This window comes from Sphingomonas qilianensis (genome assembly GCF_039614825.1).
Classification (GTDB): domain Bacteria; phylum Pseudomonadota; class Alphaproteobacteria; order Sphingomonadales; family Sphingomonadaceae; genus Sphingomonas; species Sphingomonas qilianensis.
In genome coordinates this window covers 1091412-1110876 of the sequence record NZ_JBDIMF010000001.1, presented here as the reverse complement: position 1 = coordinate 1110876, position 19465 = coordinate 1091412, and the positions used below count along the sequence as shown (strand labels likewise).

The window sequence follows — 19465 nt, the reverse complement described above, 5'->3', positions numbered from 1 at the left end:
CGCCATGCTTTCCCCGGCGGTTGCCGGGGAACGCTATCGCCCGGCTTCGTCAGGTCGTGTGCGGATCAGCCCGATCGACACGAACGTCATCACCACCACATCGTCCTGATTGAGCACGGTCATGCGCGAGCGGAAGCTGCCCATTTCGGGGCGGCTCTGCGAGGCGCGCTTGTCGAGGATCTCGGTTTCGCAGCGCAACGTGTCGCCCGGATAGACCGGCTTCAGCCAGCGCAGCTCGTCGATCCCGGGGGAGCCCAGTCCCGCCTGCTTGTTGGCCGTGAGATTGGCGACGACCATCGACATCACCATCCCGCAGGTGTGCCAGCCGCTGGCCGAGAGCCGCCCGAAATGCGTCTGCGCCGCCGCCTCGTCCGACAGGTGGAAGGGCTGGGGATCGAACTTCTCGGCATAAGCGATCACCTCCTCACGCGTGACGGCATAGCGGCCGAAACGCTGGCGGGAGCCGATCTCGATATCCTCGAAATATTGCACGCGCCGCTCTCCTATTTCTTTGCTGCGTTCCACGTCGTCAGGCTGCCATCGGTCACGCGCGGCGCGATGCCGAGCAACGCCGCCAGCATCGGCTGCACGTCGACATTGTCAAATGCCGGGATGATGCGACCCCGCGCAAAGGCCGGGCCGTGGGCGATGAACAAGGCGGTCATGTCATCGGCCATATTGTCATAGCCATGGCTGCCGCCGCTCGATGCTTGCTTGGGGGCGCTCGGCGCGATCGTCCAGCCATCATCGGCGAGGCACAGATAGGCTGGCACGCGCGGATTCTTGCCATAGGCAAAACGCGCCGGGATCTCCGCCTTGCGCCAGCACGTCATATGCGCGCTCTTGCCCAGCAGCTTGCGTTCCAGCGCCGCCGTCTGCCCCGGCATGGCGGCGAGCGCGGCATAGGGGCCGCTCTCGATGACGCGATAGTCTGCCGGATCAGCGATCGTGTCCAGGGCGATGGTCCGCGCGCTGCTCGTCTCCGCCATGCCGTGATCGGCGACAAGCACTACATTGGCCGGCTGGCCGAGCGACGCCAGCCCGCCGACCAGATCGCCGATCCGCGCATCGACCTCGGCCACCGCCGCCGTGGTGCGCGCATCGCCCGGGCCGAAATGGTGCCCGGCGGTATCCACCGTATCGAAATAGAGCGTGACGAAGGCGGGGCGGATCGCCGCCGGGCGCCGCAGCCAATCGAGCACCGCATTGACCCGCTGCGGGCCTGTCACCGCTTCGTTATATTGCTGCCAGTCATCGGGCCGCACCCCGCCGGTCAGCGCGTGCGGCCACGCGGTCGCGCGGGTGCCGCCGATCGCGACATTGGCGCCGGGCCAGAACATCGTCGCCGTCCGCACGCCGGCGCGATCTGCTGTCACCCAGATCGGCTCCGCCTCGTTCCACCAGAACGGATCGTCGCTGGCCATGGTGAAGATCTCGCCCGGCCGGCGCGGATCCTCCATCCTGTTGGCGACGATGCCGTGGCGATCGGGGCGCAGCCCGGTGACGAGCGTATAATGATTGGGGAAGGTCTTGGACGGGAAACTCGGATGCATCGGCCCGGTGACACCCTCCGCCGCCAGCCGCGACAGCGTGGGCGTCACGCCGCGATCGAGATAATCGGGCCGGAAGCCGTCGATCGAAATCAGGATGGTGACCGGCGCGCGGGTGTCCGGCGCCGTCTGCGCGACAGGCGGGGGCGGAGGCGGGGCGGGCGCAGTGGCGCAGGCCGACAGGGCGAGGGCGGCCAAAAACCCCGTCATCGCGGACATGGTCCGGGATCCAACCATCCCCTTGGCGCGAACGTCTGCGAGCATGAGGCTAGGCTCCACCAAGGATAGAGTTGGATCCCGGACCGAGTCCGGGATGACGGGATTGGGTGGGCGGCTATTGCCCCAACATAAGCTTCGCGAACAGCGTGAAACTCACCGGCACTTTGCCATAGGCCGCATCCAGCGCAGCGGGCAGCACATAGGTGCCGACCGCCCCGCCGACCGCCAGCCCGACCGGCCCGGCGATCGGCATGCGATAGGCATAGCCCCCCTCCAGCTTGGTGACGCGGAAGCGCTGATGGTGCAGCGGGTCATCATCGTCGGGAAACAGCTCGTCATTGGCGACGTTCTCGACGCGGCCGAACACGCTGTGCCGTGCGCTCAGATCGTAATTCACTTCGCCCAGCCACGCCGTCAGCGTGCGCCCCGGCCCTTTGTCCTTGTTGGAGAAGGCAAAGGTCGTGGTCAGCGCACCCGTCGCGTAATTCACGCTTGCGGTGGTGCGCCGCTCGTTGCCCTCAGGCTCCAGTTCCTCGGGCGATTTGAGCCAGCCATAGCTCGCCTGCACCGCCCAGGCGGGGGAGGGGGTCCAGGTGCCGCGCACGCTCCACGAATCGAGCCGTGGCGTTTCGATCCCCCAGCGCCGCTCGTCCGGCTCGCGCCCGCGAAACGCCGAGGCCTCGAGCTGGAAGGTCGGCGCCGCAATGCCCGCCGTCACCACGCCGTACGTGATGTGCGTGCTGTCGAACCAGTGATGCGTGATCGGCGATAGCGGCTGATATTGCGCCGATTTGCGGTGCATGAACGCCGATGGCCCGAGCGCGGGCTCGCCGACCGGGCCGGCATACAGGAACAGGCTGGTATCCCGGGCGATGTCCACGTCGACCCGGGCGGACAGTTCCATGAACAGATCATGCGGATGCTGCCGGTCGATCAGCGGCCGGCCGTTCGCCGCCTCGCCGGTGGCGAACAGATTGGGGTAGCCGCGCGCGCCCATCAGCGGCTCCAGGCTGAGCATCGTCTGCAATTGCAGCCGTGCGCCATCGCCGAGCGGCCGCTGCGCGGTGATCATGCCCATGGATTGCACGACCGCCATATTGTCGCCGCGCGGGCCGCCCTGATCGGTATAGGCGCCCCAGACATAGCCGTGCAGCATCAGCATCCAGTCGCCCGGATGCAGCATCACCCCTCGCATCATGCCCTCGTTGGCGGGGAGGCGGGAGGTGCCCGAGCCGGCGGCATAGCCGGTCTGGCCCATCGCCATGGACATGCTCATGCCGGGCATGGCGGCCATATCATGGCCCATCGCGGCGTGATCCATTTCTGTCGCTTCCTGCCCCGGCGCCGGTCGCGGCACAGTAGGCACAGTAGGCGTCGTCGGATGCTGCGCGTGGTCACCATGGGCCCCGGCCTGCGCCGGGGAAGAAGCTTCTACAGGGGGGGAAGGGTGGGCAGGAGCAGGCATATGCATCGCGTGATCCATTGCCTGTGCCAGCACCGGCACAGGGCATGCCATCGCGGCGCCAGCCGCGAGCAGATATCGTTTCATCATCACATCTTTCGTCGAACGCATGAACAGGCGGAGGCGCAAAGCCTCCGGTCGGTCACGCGTCCAGACGCGGCGGGGGGGTGGCGGGCGGCGTCATCCGCCCGCGATCGAAGCGCACCAGCGCGCGCGCCGGTGGCAAGGCCACCAGCGGTAATGGCGCGGTCATGGCGGCGCGCAGCAACGTCGCCGGGGGGATGCAGCCCATGCACGCATGCACCGCCACTGCCTTGCGCTCATGCTCTTCCGTCGGCGCGGGCATGGCATGCGGCATCGCCATCCCGCTCATCGCGCCCGATTCGTCATGACACGGCGCGGCCGCCATTGCCGGCAGCGCCAGGCAGGCGAGCAACAGCATCAGGATGAGGCGCGCGATCATGCTTCGCGTGTAGCCGCTCTGTGCGGCCACAGGAACCCTATCGATCCCAGCAGCAAGCCAAGAAACCCGCTCTGCGCCACCAGTGCCGGTTCGAACGCGCTCATGCGGAGATAGGCCCAGGCATAGGAATTGGCTGCCACGTCGCTGAGCATGATGGCCAGTGCGAGCGCCAGCGCCAGTCGCCGCCGCCGGAGCACCAGCAGCAGCAGCACCGCCGCATCCAGCGCGACCAGTGAATTCCAGAATGCATTGAGCAATGGCGGCCCGAAATCATACGGCGCCCAGCCGAACCACCAGAAATCCAGCGCATGCGTGAGACAGCCGATCGCGAAGCCCAGGCCGATCACGGCCAGCAGCAGGCGCTCGATCGGCCGCCGCGCCATCAGCTGTGCAGGAAATGCATGACATCGCCATCCTGCACGACATAGGTCTTGCCTTCGGCGCGCAACTTGCCCGCCTCGCGCGCCTTCGATTCGCCGCCCAATGCAATGAAATCGTCAAACGCGATCGTCTCGGCGCGGATGAAGCCTTTCTCGAAATCGCTGTGGATCTCGCCCGCCGCCATCGGCGCAGTCGCGCCGACATGCGTCGTCCAGGCGCGTGTTTCCTTGGGGCCGACGGTGAAGAAGGTGAGCAGCTGCAGCAGCGAATAGCCCGCGGTGATCACGCGGGCCAAACCAGTTTCCTCAAGACCCAATTCGCCGAGGAACTCGCCGCGCTCGTCCGGTGCCATCGTCGCGATCTCGGCCTCGATCGCTGCCGAGACGACCACCGCCTGCGCGCCCTCCGCCTTGGCCTTCTCGAACACCTTGGCCGACAGCGCATTGCCGTGCGCCGCATCGCCCTCATCGACATTGCACACATACAGCACCGGCTTGGCGGTGATCAGTTGCGCCTGCGCGAACATGCGCGCCTCGTCCTCATCCTTGGGCACGGTCAGCCGCGCGGGCTTGCCGTCGCGCAACAGATCGAGCGCCTGGCCCAGCACCGAGGCGGCGATCTTGGCTTCCTTGTCGCCCTGCGTGGCCTTCTTGGCCGCCGCGGGCACGCGCTTTTCGAGCGATTCGAGATCGGACAGCATCAGCTCGGTCTCGACCGTTTCGGCGTCGGCGATCGGATCGACCTTGCCCTCGACATGCGTCACGTCCGTCTCGGTGAAGCAGCGCAGCACATGCACGATGGCGTCCACCTCACGGATATTGCCGAGGAACTGATTGCCCAGACCCTCGCCCTTGGAGGCACCGCGGACCAGCCCGGCAATGTCGACGAAGCCCAGCTGCGTCTCGATGATCTTCTGCGATCCGGCGATCGTCGCCAGCTGCTGGAGCCGCGGATCGGGTACCGCCACGTTGCCCACATTGGGCTCGATCGTGCAGAACGGGTAATTCGCCGCCTGCGCCGCGGCCGTTTCGGTCAGCGCATTGAACAGGGTCGATTTGCCGACATTCGGCAGACCGACGATACCACAACGGAAACCCATCTCACACGCCTTGCACTGAAAGAAGCCGGCCCCAGCCGGCGATATGGCGCGCGGGATAGAAGGTTCACGGCCGTTTTGCCAGCCATGTGTGCAGGCTCACCGCGGCACTGCCATGCGCAGCATCGGCCTGGTCGTTCCGCCCGCCGCGCGATCGTCATGCAGCGCAGCCAGCGCCAGATGCGCCGCCGCCGCCGCCGGATCGCTGCTGCGCTCGGCCAGCCAGCGCTGCGTCGCCGCGCGGCGCGCGTGATATGCCTTGTCGTCTTCCGACATTGTCGTTCCCTCCTGCAGCCCCGCGCTGCCGAATGGAGTATAAAGCGATGCGCCTCGCACGCCGATGATATCGCTCAAGCGGGGGGCGGCAGGGCGGGCGGCAGGGCGGGCGACAGGGCGGGCGACAGGGCGGGCGACGGTGGCAGATGCAGATAGTCGGCGGAAAAATCCGCCACGCTGCGCAACGCGTGCCAATCGGCCACCGTGATGGATCGTTTGGTGCGCAGGATCAGGCCGTCGTCCTGCAACGATTTCAACGTCCGGTTCACATGCACAGCGGTCAGCCCCAGCGTGTCGCCCAATTGCTCCTGCGTCATCGGCAGATCGAATGTTTCGCGCGGGCCGAGCCCGGCCGCTTCGCGCCGCACCGCGATCTCGCACAACATGTGCGCGGTGCGCGATCGCGCGTCACGGCGCCCGATATTGGTCAGCCAGACCCGCGATACGGCCGCATCGATCAGCGTTTCGCGCCATAATAATCGGGCGATGGCAGGATGCTTGATGATGGTGATGGTCAGCTGTTCGATCGGCACCATCGCTACCATGGCATAGGTCAACGCCTGGATATTATGGTCGGCATGGTCGAGCAGGAAATTCTGCGCATCGACGAAATCCCCCGCCACATGCAGCGACAGAACCTGCCGTCCGCCGTTACCGACGATCTTGTGGCGATAAACCATGCCATTCTGAAGATAGCTGCAGAATTTCGGGCGATCGCCTTCGCGGAGCAGATATTGCCCTGGATGATATTCGCGGCGGGTAACCGGCAGCGCCTCGAGCGCGCCGAGATCGGCTGATTGCAGCTGCGTATGCGGCCGTGACGGCTGTGACAGCCAATGGTCGTTAGTCTCGACTGACACGTCATCTTCGCCTCAAAGCGGAAGAGTCGGCTGGCCTCCTCGCGACGCCAGTCTGTTCCGTAGTGCGACCGTGACTAAATCATGTTGGCGCCATTGTCATTGATCTGAACTAATAAAATGTTTATAACATTTGTCTATCACGCAACATGCGCAAGTACTTTGACAGCGTCGGAAAAGTCGATCCGCCGGGCGCTGCCGTCGGGGCAGCGAATGTCGATCGCGCGATCGAGCGCGATCTGGCCAAATTCGACGATTTCGAGCGACAGCATACACCTGATCTGGCGGATGGCATCGGCCACCGCGGCGCTCACATCGGCGAAGGTGCGTCCCTCAAGGTCGTCAGTCACAGAATCGCATTCGATCAAATAGAAATAAAATCTGGGCATGGTCGCTCCACACAGGCGGGAGCGCGAAGGTCTCTCGGTTGACGGACGCCTGACGCGTTCAACCGGCAATGACAGCATAACAGCCGATACCGGCGTTCGTTCCACGCCGCGCCGGCTAGGACAATTCGGCCAGGCGATCCTGTTCGATCAGCTCGATGCGCACGGCAAACAATCCGCAACCCTCTTCGTCGCTCACTTCGACACGGAAATCCCTGCCCTCGTTGATCAGCTTGGGATGGTCGCGCAGATATTCGCCGGCAAAGACAATAGCCTGGATTCGCGCCGCCGCGACACTGGGCAAAACGGTGCCCTCGGGATCGGGCTCGCGGACATGATCGGCCAGGTCGAAATGAAACAAGGGCATCGGTCCACTCCGCGATAGTGAAGGTGACCTATAGCATTGATGGGGCCGGCCCGGCCATTAACTCGCTCAACTTGCCGGTTCTGCGGCAGCGCTCAGCGATAATTGAAGCTGATGCTGATGCGGTCCTCGCGCGCCGCGCCGGGTGGCACTTCGTGGCGCAACCAGCTTTCCCACAACAGGATCGTGCCCTCGGCCGGGGTAACATACACGAAGCGCTGCGCGTCCTCCGGCGCATCGGCGAGCGGCGTCGGCGCGGCCATCATCAGCGGCAGCCGCGGATCCTCCAGCTTCAGCCCGCCCGCGCCTTCCGGCACCTTCACGTAGATCGTTCCCGAAACGACCGAGTGCGGATGCAGATGCCCGGTATGCGTGCCCTTGGGCTTCAGCACATTGACCCACAAACTATCCAGCTTAAGCTTGCGCCCGCCCAGATCGAACGAACACTCCTTGGCGAACGCCGCGACATGCTTGTTGAGCACGCGCACCAGATCGCCGAACGCCGGATCGCGATATGGCAGATCGTCGAGCGAGGCATAGGAGGTATAGCCGCGATAGCCATGCTGCTTGGACCAGTTGCGCCCGGCATGATCCTCCTCGCTCAGCGACCGGCACGAGCGATCGAGCTCGGCGAGCAACGGGTCATTGGCGAGCTGGCCTTCGTAAAGGCGCGTGGCGAAAAGCGAACGACTGGTCATATCTGTCTGTCTTTCTTGAAACCTGCTTTGCCAGGCGGAGAGGGGGGCAGGGCGCTACTCCGCCAGCCGCACCGCCACGTCGCTCATGAACCGCCCGTCATCGCCCGCCGCCAGCCAGGGTGCCTCGGCCGCAACCGCGCCGAGCAGCTCGGCCAGCGGGTCCATCTCCGCCTTGGCATAATTGCCCAGCACGTAGCCGTGCACGCGATCCTTGTGCCCCGGATGCCCGATGCCGAGGCGCACGCGGCGGAAATCAGGCCCCAGATGCTGGTCGATCGAGCGCAGGCCATTATGCCCCGCGGTGCCGCCGCCGGTCTTCACCTTCACCTTGAACGGCGCCAGATCGAGCTCGTCGTGAAACACGGTCAGCGCATCGACATCGAGCTTGTAGAAGCGCAGCGCCTCGCCGACGCTGCGGCCGCTCTCGTTCATGAACGTGCCAGGCTTGAGCAGCAGGATCTTGCTCGTGCCGACACGGCCCTCCTGCGTCCAGCCCTGGAACTGCTTCTTTACGGGCGAAAAGCCGTACATGTCGGCGATCGTATCGGCGACCATGAAGCCGACATTGTGCCGGTTGAGCGCATAGCCCGCACCGGGATTTCCAAGACCGACCCAAAGTTGCATGCCGTACTATCGCCCGTCCCGATGAAAAAGGGCAGCGGAAACGGTGTGCCCGTCGCCGCTGCCCTCGATCGCATTCAATAGACTTAAGGCTTATTCGCCCTTGTCGTCGCCTTCGGCAGCATCGCCCTCGGCGGCATCCGCGTCGGCGCCTGCTTCGGCTTCAGCTTCGGCAGCGGCTTCGGCGTTCGCCTCGACCACGGCGGCATCGAGCTCTTCGTCTTCAACCGTCGGCACCGTCGGCGGCACGATCGTCGCGATGGTGAAATCGCGGTCGATGATCGCCGGCGTCACGCCCTTGGGCAGTGCGACGTCGCTGATGTGGATCGAATCGCCGATCTCGCGGCCCTTGAGCGAGATGGTGATCTCGCCCGGGATCGCCGAGGCGTCGCAAACCAGTTCGATCTCGTGCTTGACGATGTTGAGCACGCCATTGCCCTTGGTCAGGCCATGCGATTCTTCCTCATCGGTGAACACGACGGGCACCGAAACGTGCACTTCGGTATGCTCGCCGATGCGCAGGAAATCGACATGCATCGGGCGGTCGGTGACGGGGTGGAACGCGACGTCCTTGGGCAGCGTCAGCGTGGCGGGGCCGCCGGCCAGCTCGACCGAGACGGTGGAATTCATGAAATGCCCGGTCATCAAGGCGCGCATCAGCGCCTTTTCCTCGAGGTGGATCGAGACGGGGTCTTGCTTGTTGCCGTAGATTACGGCGGGTACGCGGCCTTCGCGGCGCAACAAACGGGAGGCTCCCTTGCCAACCAGTTCGCGCGTCTCGGCTGCGAGCGTCAATTGTTCGCTCATTATATTGCTCCGAAATGCAGGTTCAAATCTCGCGCCAAGCCTCCAGGGATGACCCTGACGCGAAGCGCGCGCCTATAGGCGAAAGGGGGGGTAATGGCAATCCTTGCGGCTCCCCTCCCTGCAAGGGAGGGGCGGGGGGTGGGTCGCGTCTTGGCGTACTGCCCGCCCAGCATAGGTCGGCAGCCGTACCGCGCGCATCGACCCACCCCCAACCCCTCCCTTGCAGGGAGGGGAGTTACTGGACCCGTTCCACCTTAAGCCCCCACGCGCGGAGCATCGCCACGACCGACTGTCGCCCCACCAGATGTCCCGCGCCGACCGCCACCAGCACGCGCCCCGGCGCCGCCATGCGCCGCGCGATCCACGCCGACCAGCGCGCATTGCGCCGCGTTACCAGCACCTGCTGCAACACCGGCGCACCGGCAAAGGCGCGCTCGAAATCTGCGGCCAACGTGCGCACGTCCCCCGCACGCCACGCCGCCAGCGTCTGGGCATAGCCCGCCGGATCGTCGATCGCGCGCGCCAGCAGCACGCGCTGCGCCGCCTCGGGCAGCGTATCGAACAGCGCCAGTTGCCCCGCCTGCGTCTCCAGCGCGACACGCCGCCGCCCGGCAAAGCGCGCCGCCAGCGCGCCTTCTAGGCCATGCTCGGCCGAGGCGCCCGCCGCCTGCATCGGCCCCGCCGCGATCGTCACCGCCGCCGCCCAGGTCTTGAGCCCGTCGAGCCGCGCGCCATAGCCTGCCGCCGCCGCGCGCTGCGCGGGCGCGACACGCTCGACCAGCGGCGGCAGGCCGGACCCTTGCGCCACCCGCTCGAACGTCGCGGTATCCCCGGCCGGAATCTCCGTCACCAGCGTATCCGCGCCGGCAATGGCGCGCGCCACTGCCGGTGTCTCCCACGCCACGCGGGGCGGCAGCGCATGGATCGTGCCCAGCAGCCAGATTTCCGTATCCGCATCGCTAACCCGCCACATCGCCGGCCGCGCATCGGTCGCGCGCGGCCCGCACGATGCCAGCAGCAGCGCCGCGACGAGGCCGAGCAGCCGGATCAATAGTTGATTCGCCGCGCCTTCAATTTGCGCTTCTTGAGTTGCGCGATCACGCTGTCCTTGCCCGCCAGATGCCCCGCGCCCACCGCGACGAACACCGTGCCCGGCTGCGTCATGCGCTGGTCGATCCAGTCGGCCCAGCGCAGATTGCGATCGGTCAGCAGGATGCGGCCGATCTCGGGCGTATCGCGCATCCCCTCGTTCATCGTCTTGCCCAGCCGCTCGGGCTTCCCCGCCGACCAATCGGCGACCATGTCGTTCAGCGATGTATCGACCTCGGGCAGATCCTTGACCGTGCTGTTGAGAAACTTGATCTGCAGCGGCTCGGGCAAGCTATCGAAATAGCCGATCTGCTGCTCCGCGGTTTCCAGCCCGATGACCTTCTTGCCAGCGGCCCTGGCCGCCGCGCTCAGCACCGTCTCGGGGCCGTTGCTCGCATCATAGCCCGATTTCATCACCGGGATCAGCGACAATTGCGTCGCCGCCAGCCACGGATCGGCGCGATCCAGCGCCGTGGCGGGCAACCCGAATCCGGTCAGCGCTTTCAGATAGGCGGCGCGATCCGGCGCGGTGAGTTTTTCCGGCAGCGTCGGGCCGGTGGTGGTGAAGCCCGCTTTCATGACGATCGCCTGCATCTCGGGCGCGGGCGGCTGGACCATTTCCAGCACCAGATCGTCGCTGCTATCAAACGCATTCTTCACCGCCGCGTCGAACCAGCTGAGGCCGGGCTTCAGCACATGGATCGTGCCGAACAGATAAAGCGTGGTGTCGGCATCTTTCACCACCCACAGCGCCGGATCGGCATCGTTGCCCTTGGCCGCGGCGGGCAGCGGCAGGGCGAGCAGGGTGGCGGCAAGCAGCGCGCGCAGTTTTTTGAGCAGCATCATGCCGCGCATATAGGTCGCGCGCACGGGGCGGGCAATTCGCGCCGGTTGACCCCCAAACCCGGCTGCGCCAAAGCCACCCGACGTTTCCACATCTGCCAGAGGTATCGTCCTTGAGCCGACCGCTCAGTTTCCAGCGCATGATTCTCAAGCTCCATGATTATTGGAGCGAACGCGGCTGTCTGATCCTCCAGCCGTACGACATGGAAATGGGCGCCGGCACGTTCCACACCGCGACCACGCTGCGCGCGCTCGGCCCCGAGCCGTGGAACGCCGCCTTCGTCCAGCCCTGCCGCCGCCCCACCGATGGCCGCTACGGCGAGAATCCCAATCGGCTGCAACATTATTATCAATATCAGGTGATCCTGAAGCCCAGCCCGTCCGATCTGCAGGAATTGTATCTGGGCAGCCTGGCGGCGATCGGCATCGATTTCACGCGCCACGACATCCGCTTCGTCGAGGACGATTGGGAATCACCTACGCTCGGCGCCTGGGGGCTCGGCTGGGAAGTGTGGTGCGATGGCATGGAAGTCACGCAGTTCACGTATTTCCAGCAAATGGGCGGGTTCGATTGCAAGCCCGTCGCGGGCGAGCTGACCTACGGGCTCGAGCGGCTGGCGATGTATATCCAGGACAAGGACAGCGTGTACGATCTGGCGTTCAACGATGCCGGCGTCAGCTACGGCGACGTGTTCCTCGAAAACGAGAAGCAGATGTCCAAGTGGAATTTCGAGGTGGCGAACACCGAGGCGCTGTTCGATCTGTTCCGCAAGCATGTCGCCGAATGCGAAAACTCGCTCGACGTCAAGCTGCCGATCCCGGCGTACGAGCAGGCGATCAAGGCCAGCCACGTATTCAATCTGCTGCAGGCGCGCGGCGTAATCTCGGTGGCGGAGCGCCAGGCCTATATGGGCCGCGTCCGCGATCTCGCGAAGGGCAGCTGCCAGGCGTGGATCGAGCACAATACGCCCGCCTGGCAAGCGAAGTACCCGGGGTGGACGGCATGAGCGTAACCCCCGGCGCGCAGCGCCCCTCAACCTTCCTCTCCGCGTCCTCCGCGCCTCTGCGCGAACCAACCTTCTTGTTTGCGCGCAGAGGCGCAGAGAGCGCAGCGCAGAAGTCCTTCTTTCTCCGCGTCTCCGCGTCTCCGGGTGAACAAGAAGAGCGGTTCACGCGGAGCCGCGGAGACGCGCAGCAGATCATATTAGCGCCTTGGCGTAATAGCGCTACGCGACCTTCTTCTCTTCGCGCCTTCGTGTCTTCGTGCGAAAAAATCATCCTCGCACGAAGCCACGAAGCCTCGAAGCAGGAGACGGCGAATGGCTGATTTCCTCTTCGAGCTGCGCTCCGAAGAAATCCCCGCGCGTATGCAGGATAAGGCGCGCGACGATCTCGCGCGGCTGTTTACTGCGGAACTGACCAAGGCCGGCCTCGCCGCGCCCGAGCTCGTGACTTACGCCACGCCGCGCCGCCTGGTGCTGATCGCCCGCGATCTCCCCACCGAAACTGCTGCGGTGAGCGAAGAAACCAAGGGGCCCAAGAGCAGCGCCCCGCCGCAGGCGCTGGAAGGCTTCCTGCGCAAGACCGGCCTCACGCGCGAGCAACTGATCGAACGCGATGGCGTGCTCTTCGCCGTCATCGACAGACCCGGCCGCGCCACCGCCGACGTGCTGGCGCACGCCATCCCGGCGATCGTCCGCGCTTTCCCCTGGCCCAAATCGATGCGCTGGGGGCAGGCAAGCACCACCACCGAGAGCATGAAATGGGTCCGCCCGCTGCAGGGCATCGTCGCGTTGCTCGGCGAGGAGATCGTGTCCGTAGAGTTCGCCGGCGTCACCAGCGGCGCGGCCACGCTCGGCCACCGCTTCCATCATCCCGGCATGATCACGATCGGGTCGGCCGCCGATTATGTCGAGAAAATGCGCGCCTGCCACGTCGTCGTCGATCACGAGGAACGCCGCCAGATCATCGCGCTTGGCGCGACGATGGCCGCGCGCAAAGCCGGGCTGGAGCTGATCCAGGACGAAGGGCTGCTGATCGAGAATGCCGGGCTCACCGAATGGCCCGTGCCGCTGCTCGGCCGCTTCGATGAAGCGTTCCTCGATGTCCCGCCCGAGGTGATCCAGCTCACCGCGCGCGTGAACCAGAAATATTTCGTCTGCCGCGGTGCCGATGGCAAGCTCGCCAATGCGTTCGTCTGCACCGCCAATATCGATGCCGCGGATGGCGGGCAGAAGATCATCGAGGGCAACCGCAAGGTGCTCGCCGCGCGGCTGTCGGATGCGAAATTCTTCTACGACACCGATCTTGCCGTGCCGCTCGACGCGCAGGCGCAAAAACTTGGGCAGATCGTGTTCCACGAGAAATTGGGCACGCTCGCCGACAAGGTCGACCGCGTCGCCAAGCTGGCGCGCTGGCTGGTGGAAGAGGGAATCGTCACCAATAAGCCCCTCCCCTTCAGGAGTTCGGCTGCAGCCCCGTCCCCCGGACGGGGCCAAAAGCAGCCGAACTGGGTTGGGGGTGGGGGCGTGCCTCACGATGTTGCGCCTGGGGACAACCCCCACCCCAACCCCTCCCCTGAAGGGGAGGGGCTCAAGAAGCTGGCCGATCAGGCCGAACGCGCCGCGCGCCTCGCCAAGGCGGATCTCGTCACCGGCATGGTCGGCGAATTCCCCGAGTTGCAGGGCCTGATGGGCGGCTATTACGCGGCAGCGCAGGGCGAAGACCCCGCCGTCGCCGCGGCGGTGCGCGATCATTACAAGCCGGTCGGGCAGGGCGACGACGTGCCGACCGATCCGGTCACGGTGGCGGTGTCGCTGGCGGACAAGCTGGATACGCTGATGGGATTCTTTAGGGTTGGTTTGCCACCAACGGGGTCGAGAGATCCGTTTGCTCTTCGGCGGGCAGCTTTAGGAGTAGTTAGCACTATTCTTCAAAATAATTTGCGCATTTCCTTATCTAAAACCATCTTCGTTGAGGTGATGGCACCTTACTTCGCGAGGGTTAGGGTGTTTGCAGAGGGTGAGCAGGCTGAAGCTGAGAAAGTAATCTCTATCGTACAAGAGTTTTTGTTCGATCAAGAGGCGGCCGCTTCGAAGGTTAGAAATGCTAAATACCTGGAGTTGTTAGAAGTAATTGTGCCTGAGGTCCAGGCCGCCCAAGAGTCTATTGAGGCTCTTTCACAATTCTTCGCCGACCGCCTCAAGGTCCAGCAACGCGAGGCCGGCGTCCGGCACGATCTGATCGACGCGGTGTTTGCTTTGGGCGGCGAGGACGATCTCGTCCGGCTGCTCGCGCGCGTTCATGCGCTGCAGGCGTTCGTCGGCACGCCCGATGGCGCGAACCTGCTCGCCGGATACAAGCGCGCGGCGAATATTTTGAAGAAGGAAGGCGTTGCCGACGCTGCCGCCACGCGGCCCCAAGGCGTCATCCCAGCGCAAGCTGGGATCTCAAGCGATGGCGCGGGACAAGAGCCGCACGAGACCCCAGCTTTCGCTGGGGTGACGGGGGAGGGTAGCGCGGGAAATTCTCCGCTGTCCTACACCCCCGAACCAGCCGAAGCCGATCTCCACGGCGCGCTCGATGCGGCCGCCCCCCGGGCCGCCGCCGCCGTCGCGCGCGAGGATTTCGAGGCCGCAATGGCGGCGCTCGCCACGCTGCGCGCGCCGATCGATGCGTTCTTCGAAACCGTGACCGTCAACGATCCCGATCCCGCCAAACGCACCGCGCGGCTCGGCCTGCTGGCCCGTGTGCGCGCCGCGGTGCATCAAGTCGCCGATTTCTCCAGGATCGAGGGCTGAACACCCTCGCCGCCTAACCTCCCGCCTCCCCAGGCCCACGACACTCATAAGGGACTGAGCAATGACGCAGTACGTATATCGGTTTGGCGGCGGCGTGTCGGATGGCGGCAAGGGTGATCGCAATCTGCTCGGCGGCAAGGGCGCGAACCTCGCCGAGATGGCCTCGATCGGGCTGCCCGTGCCGCCCGGCTTCACCATCTCGACCGAATTCTGCGACGTGTATTATCAGGAAGGCCGCGCTTTCCCACAGGGCTTGCGCGATGAAGTCGCCACCGGGATCGCGCATATTGAGGGCGTGACGGGCAAGCGCTTCGGCGACAACGCCGATCCGCTGCTCGTCTCGGTCCGCTCGGGCGCGCGCGCCTCGATGCCCGGCATGATGGATACCGTGCTCAATCTCGGGCTCAACGATCAGACCGTGCAGGGCCTCGCCGAAACCTCGGGCGACGCGCGTTTCGCGTGGGACAGCTATCGCCGCTTCATCCAGATGTATGCCGATGTCGTGCTGGAGCTCGATCATGCCGCGTTCGAGGATGCGCTGGAGATCGCCAAGGAAGATAACGGCTATTATCTCGATACCGATCTGACGGCCGAGGATCTGCAGAAGCTCGTCGCCGACTATAAGGCGCTGGTCGAGCAGCAGTGGCACAAGCCGTTCCCGCAGGACGTGCATGATCAGCTGTGGGGCGCGGTCGGCGCGGTATTCGGCTCGTGGCAGTCGGAGCGCGCGAAAGTCTATCGCCGCCTGAACGACATCCCCGCCGCCTGGGGCACCGCGGTCAACATCCAGGCGATGGTGTTCGGCAATATGGGCGAAACCAGCGCGACGGGCGTGGCGTTCACGCGCGATCCCGCCAAGGGCGACCGCGCTTATTACGGCGAATTCCTGATCAATGCGCAGGGCGAAGACGTCGTCGCGGGCATCCGCACGCCGCAATATCTCACCATCGCCGCGCGCGAAGCCGCCGGTGCCAAGCCCGCCTCGATGGAAGAGGCGATGCCCGAGGTGTACGGCGAACTGGCCAAGGTGTTCGATCTGCTCGAGACGCATTACCGCGACATGCAGGATATCGAGTTCACCGTGCAGCAGGGCAAGCTCTGGATGCTGCAGACCCGCTCGGGCAAGCGCACCGCCAAGGCCGCGCTGAAGATCGCCGTCGACATGGCCGAGGAAGGGCTGATCTCGCGTGAGGAAGCGGTCGCCCGCGTCGATCCGCAGGCGCTCGATCAGTTGCTGCATCCGACGCTCGATCCCTCGGCCACGCGCGACGTGCTCACCAAGGGCCTGCCCGCCAGCCCCGGCGCCGCCTCGGGCGCGGCGGTGTTCGACAGCGACACGGCCGAAAAGCGCGCTGCCGCTGGAGACAGCGTGATCCTTATCCGCACCGAAACCTCGCCGGAAGACATTCACGGCATGCATGCCGCCAAGGGCATCCTCACCGCACGCGGCGGCATGACCAGCCACGCCGCGGTCGTCGCGCGGGGCATGGGCCGCCCCTGCGTCTCTGGCGCAGGAACGATCTCGATCGACGCCAAGACCGGCGTGATGCGCGTGGGCGGCCGCGAGATCCACGCCGGCGATATCGTCACCATCGATGGCTCGACCGGCGAAGTGATGGCCGGCGCGGTGCCGACCGTGCAGCCCGAATTGTCGGGCGATTTCGGCACGCTGATGGCCTGGGCCGATGGCGTGCGTCGCCTGAAGGTGCGCGCCAATGCCGAAACCCCGCTCGACGCCCGCGTCGCGCGCGAATTCGGCGCCGAGGGCATTGGTCTCTGCCGCACCGAGCACATGTTCTTCGATGCCGAGCGCATCACCAACGTGCGCCAGATGATCCTGGCCGAAGACGAAGCCGGCCGCCGTATCGCGCTGGAGAAATTGCTCCCCGAACAGCGCAGCGATTTCGTCGAATTGTTCGAGGTCATGGCCGGCTTGCCGGTCACGATCCGCCTGCTCGATCCCCCGCTGCACGAATTCCTCCCCCACGAGGAAGCCGAATTCGCCGAAGTCGCCAGCGCCGCGGGGATCGATATCGAGGTGCTCAAGCGCCGCGCCGCCGAGCTGCACGAATTCAATCCCATGCTCGGCCATCGCGGCTGCCGCCTCGGCGTCACCTACCCCGAGATCTACGAGATGCAGGCGCGCGCCATTTTCGAGGCGGCGATCGAGGTGGCGGTGAAATCGGGTGCCGCGCCGATCCCCGAAGTGATGATTCCGCTGGTCGGCACGCGCCGCGAGCTCGAGCTGATGAAGCAGGTCGTCGACAAGGCCGCGCAGGCGGTATTCGCCGATAAGGGCCGCGAAATCGAGTATCTCGTCGGCACGATGATCGAGCTGCCGCGCGCCTGCCTGATGGCGGGCGAGATCGCCGAGGTCGGTGAATTCTTCAGCTTCGGCACCAACGATCTGACGCAGACGACGCTCGGCGTGTCCCGCGACGACGCCGCGCGTTTCCTCACCACCTATGTCGAGCGCGGCATCTACGCCAAGGATCCGTTCGTCAGTCTCGATGTCGAGGGTGTCGGCCAGCTGATCGAGCTGGCGGCGGAGCGCGGCCGGGCGGCGCGCCCGGGGATCAAGCTTGGCATTTGCGGTGAACATGGCGGCGATCCGGCAAGCATCGCGTTCTGCGAGCAGGTCGGGCTCGATTATGTCAGCGCCTCGCCCTATCGCGTGCCGATCGCGCGGCTGGCAGCGGCGCAGGCGGCGTTGGCCAGGCGCTGAGGCTACGCCATCGTCATCCCGGCGCACGCCGGGATCTCAAGCGGCTGGCGCGGGCCGCGTGAGACCCCAGCTTGCGCCGGGGTGATAGCCGATTGTTGCGCAAGGCCGTCGCCCCGCGCCGGATCGCTCACCCCAGCGCAAAGCGCTGGGCATGCTCGGCATCGTGGCCGTCGCGCAGCAACGCGGCCTGTTCGCGCCATGCCTCGCGCGCGATATGGCCGGGGGGCAGCGCCAGCCGCTGCTCCAGCGCCATTTCGTCCTCGGGCGAGAGATCGATAATATCCTCGTACCGCGTCAGCCCCATGCCGAACAGGCTGGTCTTCAATTCCGCATCGATCCCGCGGATGCGCCCCAGATCGGGCCGACCGACGCTGAACCAGGTATTGGTCTGCGCAGCGGCCGGCGCGCTTGGCGTGTCGGGCCGTGGCTCGGGGGGGGGCGCGGCCGAGACCGGCACCGCCTGGATCACGCCGGCGCGTGTGCCCCGCGCTGCGGCAGCGCGCGTTGCCTCGTCCTGCAGCGTGGCATTCTCGCGTTCCAGTTCGGCGATGCGGCGATTGGCCTCCGCGATCTGCTTGTCCGCGTCGCGGCGGAACTGCGCATAATTGCCGCTCTCGTCGCGGAAGCGTTTGCGCCACTTCTTGCCGCCGGGATGCAGCCCCAGGCCGAGCAGCAAACCGCCCACGAACAGGATGATGAGCACGATGAACTGCGGGGGAGTGGTAAACAGCATCGCCAGGCTCGCCTTGATCGGAAGCGGACCGACCGTTTGGCCCGCCCGCCGATCCTGACGCGATGTGCCGGCGCGATCAAGTCTCCGTGATCATCCGCCAATACCGTTCTTGAATGCATCGGCAATCGAGCACGCCGCCGGCCCGAGAATGACGACGAACAACACCGGCAGGATGAACAGGATCAGCGGCACGGTCATGATCGCGGGCAAACGCGCGGCCTTTTCCTCGGCGCGCATCATGCGTTCGTTGCGGAATTCGGCTGACAGCACGCGCAGCGCGGAGGCCAGCGGCGTGCCGTATTTCTCGGTCTGGATCATCGTCGTGACGACGCCTTTCACCGCCTCGAGATCGACGCGCATGGCGAGATTGTTGAACGCCATGCGGCGGTCGGCGAGAAAGCCCAGCTCGATCGCGGTCAGCGTGAATTCTTCGCCCAGTTCGGGATAGGCGCGGCCCAGTTCGCGCGCCACGCGCTGGAATGCGGCGTCCACCGTCAACCCCGCTTCGGCGCAGATCACCAGCAGGTCGAGCGCATCGGGCAGGCCTTTCTGGATCAATTTGGATCGCTTGCTGATCTTGTTCTTCAGCCAGAGATCCGGCGCTTTGTACGCCAGGACAAACACCCCAGCGACAATCCCGTAACGCTTGAGCGCGCCATAATCAGGAAACATGTCGGTGCCGTAGAAAATGTACAGCGCCAGCCCGCCGAACACGATCGGCAACATCATGCGCGCAAAAATCACTGCGACGGCATATTCCTTCGATCGGATGCCGGCCTGCATCAGCTTGGTCTGCGCGGCCTTTACCTGGCTGTCCTGCAGCACCTTCATGCCGCTCAGCAATGCCTTGATGCGGTCGGTCGTCTCGTTCGTCTTGACGAGTTTGGCGCGCCGCTTGGTCGAGGCGGTGATCCCCGCCTTCAATTGCTCGCGCCGTTCGTTGAGCGCTTTCACGCGTTTGGCCATCGGATCGCGCACCGTGGTCGCGGCATAGATCGCCAGCAGCACGGCAAACGCCGCCACCGCCGCCAGCATCGTCGCCACCATCATCACGTCGATGCCGAGGATCGTCGGGCCGGGAGCCTCACTCATGAT

20 protein-coding genes are annotated in these 19465 nt (G+C 65.4%); 3 read left to right on the top strand and 17 right to left on the bottom strand.

The annotated features are described in order from the left end of the window. Positions 1-33: 33 nt before the first annotated feature. The 15 genes from ABC969_RS05425 to ABC969_RS05355 all read right to left on the bottom strand — a co-directional run bounded on the left by ABC969_RS05425 (position 34) and on the right by ABC969_RS05355 (position 11115). Positions 34-492, bottom strand: coding sequence for a MaoC family dehydratase (locus tag ABC969_RS05425; RefSeq protein WP_345863499.1), 459 nt, complete (start codon positions 490-492; stop codon positions 34-36). A gap of 11 nt (positions 493-503) precedes the next feature. Continuing rightward, positions 504-1769, bottom strand: a complete 1266-nt coding sequence (locus ABC969_RS05420; RefSeq protein ID WP_345863497.1) for an alkaline phosphatase family protein — start codon at positions 1767-1769, stop codon at positions 504-506. 115 nt (positions 1770-1884) lie between these two features. Continuing rightward, positions 1885-3090: a hypothetical protein gene (locus ABC969_RS05415; protein WP_345863495.1), complete on the bottom strand. Its 1206-nt coding sequence runs from the start codon at positions 3088-3090 to the stop codon at positions 1885-1887. A gap of 283 nt (positions 3091-3373) precedes the next feature. Beyond that, the gene (locus ABC969_RS05410; protein WP_345863494.1) at positions 3374-3694 is read right to left on the bottom strand and encodes a hypothetical protein; all 321 of its coding nucleotides are present in this window, start codon (positions 3692-3694) and stop codon (positions 3374-3376) included. Next, a complete protein-coding gene (locus ABC969_RS05405) occupies positions 3691-4077 on the bottom strand; it encodes a hypothetical protein (RefSeq protein WP_345863493.1) in 387 nt (128 codons plus the stop codon). The genes ABC969_RS05410 and ABC969_RS05405 overlap by 4 nt, the downstream gene beginning before the upstream one ends. Continuing rightward, positions 4077-5174: a redox-regulated ATPase YchF gene (ychF, locus tag ABC969_RS05400; RefSeq protein WP_345863492.1), complete on the bottom strand. Its 1098-nt coding sequence runs from the start codon at positions 5172-5174 to the stop codon at positions 4077-4079. Before ychF ends, ABC969_RS05405 begins: the two co-directional genes overlap by 1 nt. A gap of 96 nt (positions 5175-5270) precedes the next feature. Then, positions 5271-5447 carry a hypothetical protein gene (locus ABC969_RS05395; protein ID WP_345863491.1) on the bottom strand — a complete coding sequence of 59 codons (177 nt, stop codon included), beginning with the start codon at positions 5445-5447 and terminating at the stop codon, positions 5271-5273. A 74-nt stretch (positions 5448-5521) separates the two neighbouring features. Next, positions 5522-6307, bottom strand: coding sequence for a Crp/Fnr family transcriptional regulator (locus ABC969_RS05390; protein ID WP_345863490.1), 786 nt, complete (start codon positions 6305-6307; stop codon positions 5522-5524). A 137-nt stretch (positions 6308-6444) separates the two neighbouring features. Continuing rightward, positions 6445-6693: a DUF6894 family protein gene (locus ABC969_RS05385; RefSeq protein ID WP_427916125.1), complete on the bottom strand. Its 249-nt coding sequence runs from the start codon at positions 6691-6693 to the stop codon at positions 6445-6447. A 115-nt stretch (positions 6694-6808) separates the two neighbouring features. Continuing rightward, positions 6809-7057 carry a DUF6894 family protein gene (locus ABC969_RS05380; RefSeq protein WP_345863488.1) on the bottom strand — a complete coding sequence of 83 codons (249 nt, stop codon included), beginning with the start codon at positions 7055-7057 and terminating at the stop codon, positions 6809-6811. Between the two features lie 92 nt (positions 7058-7149). Next, positions 7150-7752 carry a TIGR02466 family protein gene (locus tag ABC969_RS05375; RefSeq protein WP_345863487.1) on the bottom strand — a complete coding sequence of 201 codons (603 nt, stop codon included), beginning with the start codon at positions 7750-7752 and terminating at the stop codon, positions 7150-7152. Positions 7753-7806: 54 nt separating this feature from the next. After that, a complete protein-coding gene (gene pth / locus ABC969_RS05370; RefSeq protein WP_345863485.1) occupies positions 7807-8376 on the bottom strand; it encodes an aminoacyl-tRNA hydrolase in 570 nt (189 codons plus the stop codon). A 90-nt stretch (positions 8377-8466) separates the two neighbouring features. Beyond that, on the bottom strand, positions 8467-9180 hold the full coding sequence (locus tag ABC969_RS05365; RefSeq protein ID WP_345863483.1) for a 50S ribosomal protein L25/general stress protein Ctc: 714 nt from the start codon (positions 9178-9180) through the stop codon (positions 8467-8469). Between the two features lie 235 nt (positions 9181-9415). Beyond that, positions 9416-10231, bottom strand: coding sequence for a TraB/GumN family protein (locus tag ABC969_RS05360; protein ID WP_345863482.1), 816 nt, complete (start codon positions 10229-10231; stop codon positions 9416-9418). Then, positions 10228-11115: a TraB/GumN family protein gene (locus ABC969_RS05355; protein WP_345863481.1), complete on the bottom strand. Its 888-nt coding sequence runs from the start codon at positions 11113-11115 to the stop codon at positions 10228-10230. Before ABC969_RS05355 ends, ABC969_RS05360 begins: the two co-directional genes overlap by 4 nt. A 137-nt stretch (positions 11116-11252) precedes the next feature. Here ABC969_RS05355 and ABC969_RS05350 point away from each other — a divergent pair, with 137 nt between their 5' ends. From ABC969_RS05350 to ppdK, 3 genes are all read left to right on the top strand, one after another. Beyond that, positions 11253-12119, top strand: coding sequence for a glycine--tRNA ligase subunit alpha (locus ABC969_RS05350; protein WP_345863827.1), 867 nt, complete (start codon positions 11253-11255; stop codon positions 12117-12119). 312 nt (positions 12120-12431) lie between these two features. Next, the gene (gene glyS, locus ABC969_RS05345; protein WP_345863480.1) at positions 12432-14912 is read left to right on the top strand and encodes a glycine--tRNA ligase subunit beta; all 2481 of its coding nucleotides are present in this window, start codon (positions 12432-12434) and stop codon (positions 14910-14912) included. A 61-nt stretch (positions 14913-14973) separates the two neighbouring features. Continuing rightward, the gene (ppdK, locus tag ABC969_RS05340; RefSeq protein ID WP_345863479.1) at positions 14974-17637 is read left to right on the top strand and encodes a pyruvate, phosphate dikinase; all 2664 of its coding nucleotides are present in this window, start codon (positions 14974-14976) and stop codon (positions 17635-17637) included. 127 nt (positions 17638-17764) lie between these two features. On the opposite strand, the gene ABC969_RS05335 is transcribed toward ppdK, so the two are convergent. Together ABC969_RS05335 and ABC969_RS05330 are read right to left on the bottom strand one after the other, a co-directional pair. Then, positions 17765-18370 (bottom strand): hypothetical protein, encoded by a 606-nt coding sequence (locus ABC969_RS05335; RefSeq protein WP_345863478.1) that lies wholly within the window; start codon positions 18368-18370, stop codon positions 17765-17767. A gap of 90 nt (positions 18371-18460) precedes the next feature. Continuing rightward, on the bottom strand, positions 18461-19462 hold the full coding sequence (locus ABC969_RS05330; RefSeq protein ID WP_345863477.1) for a type II secretion system F family protein: 1002 nt from the start codon (positions 19460-19462) through the stop codon (positions 18461-18463). Positions 19463-19465: the final 3 nt, after the last annotated feature.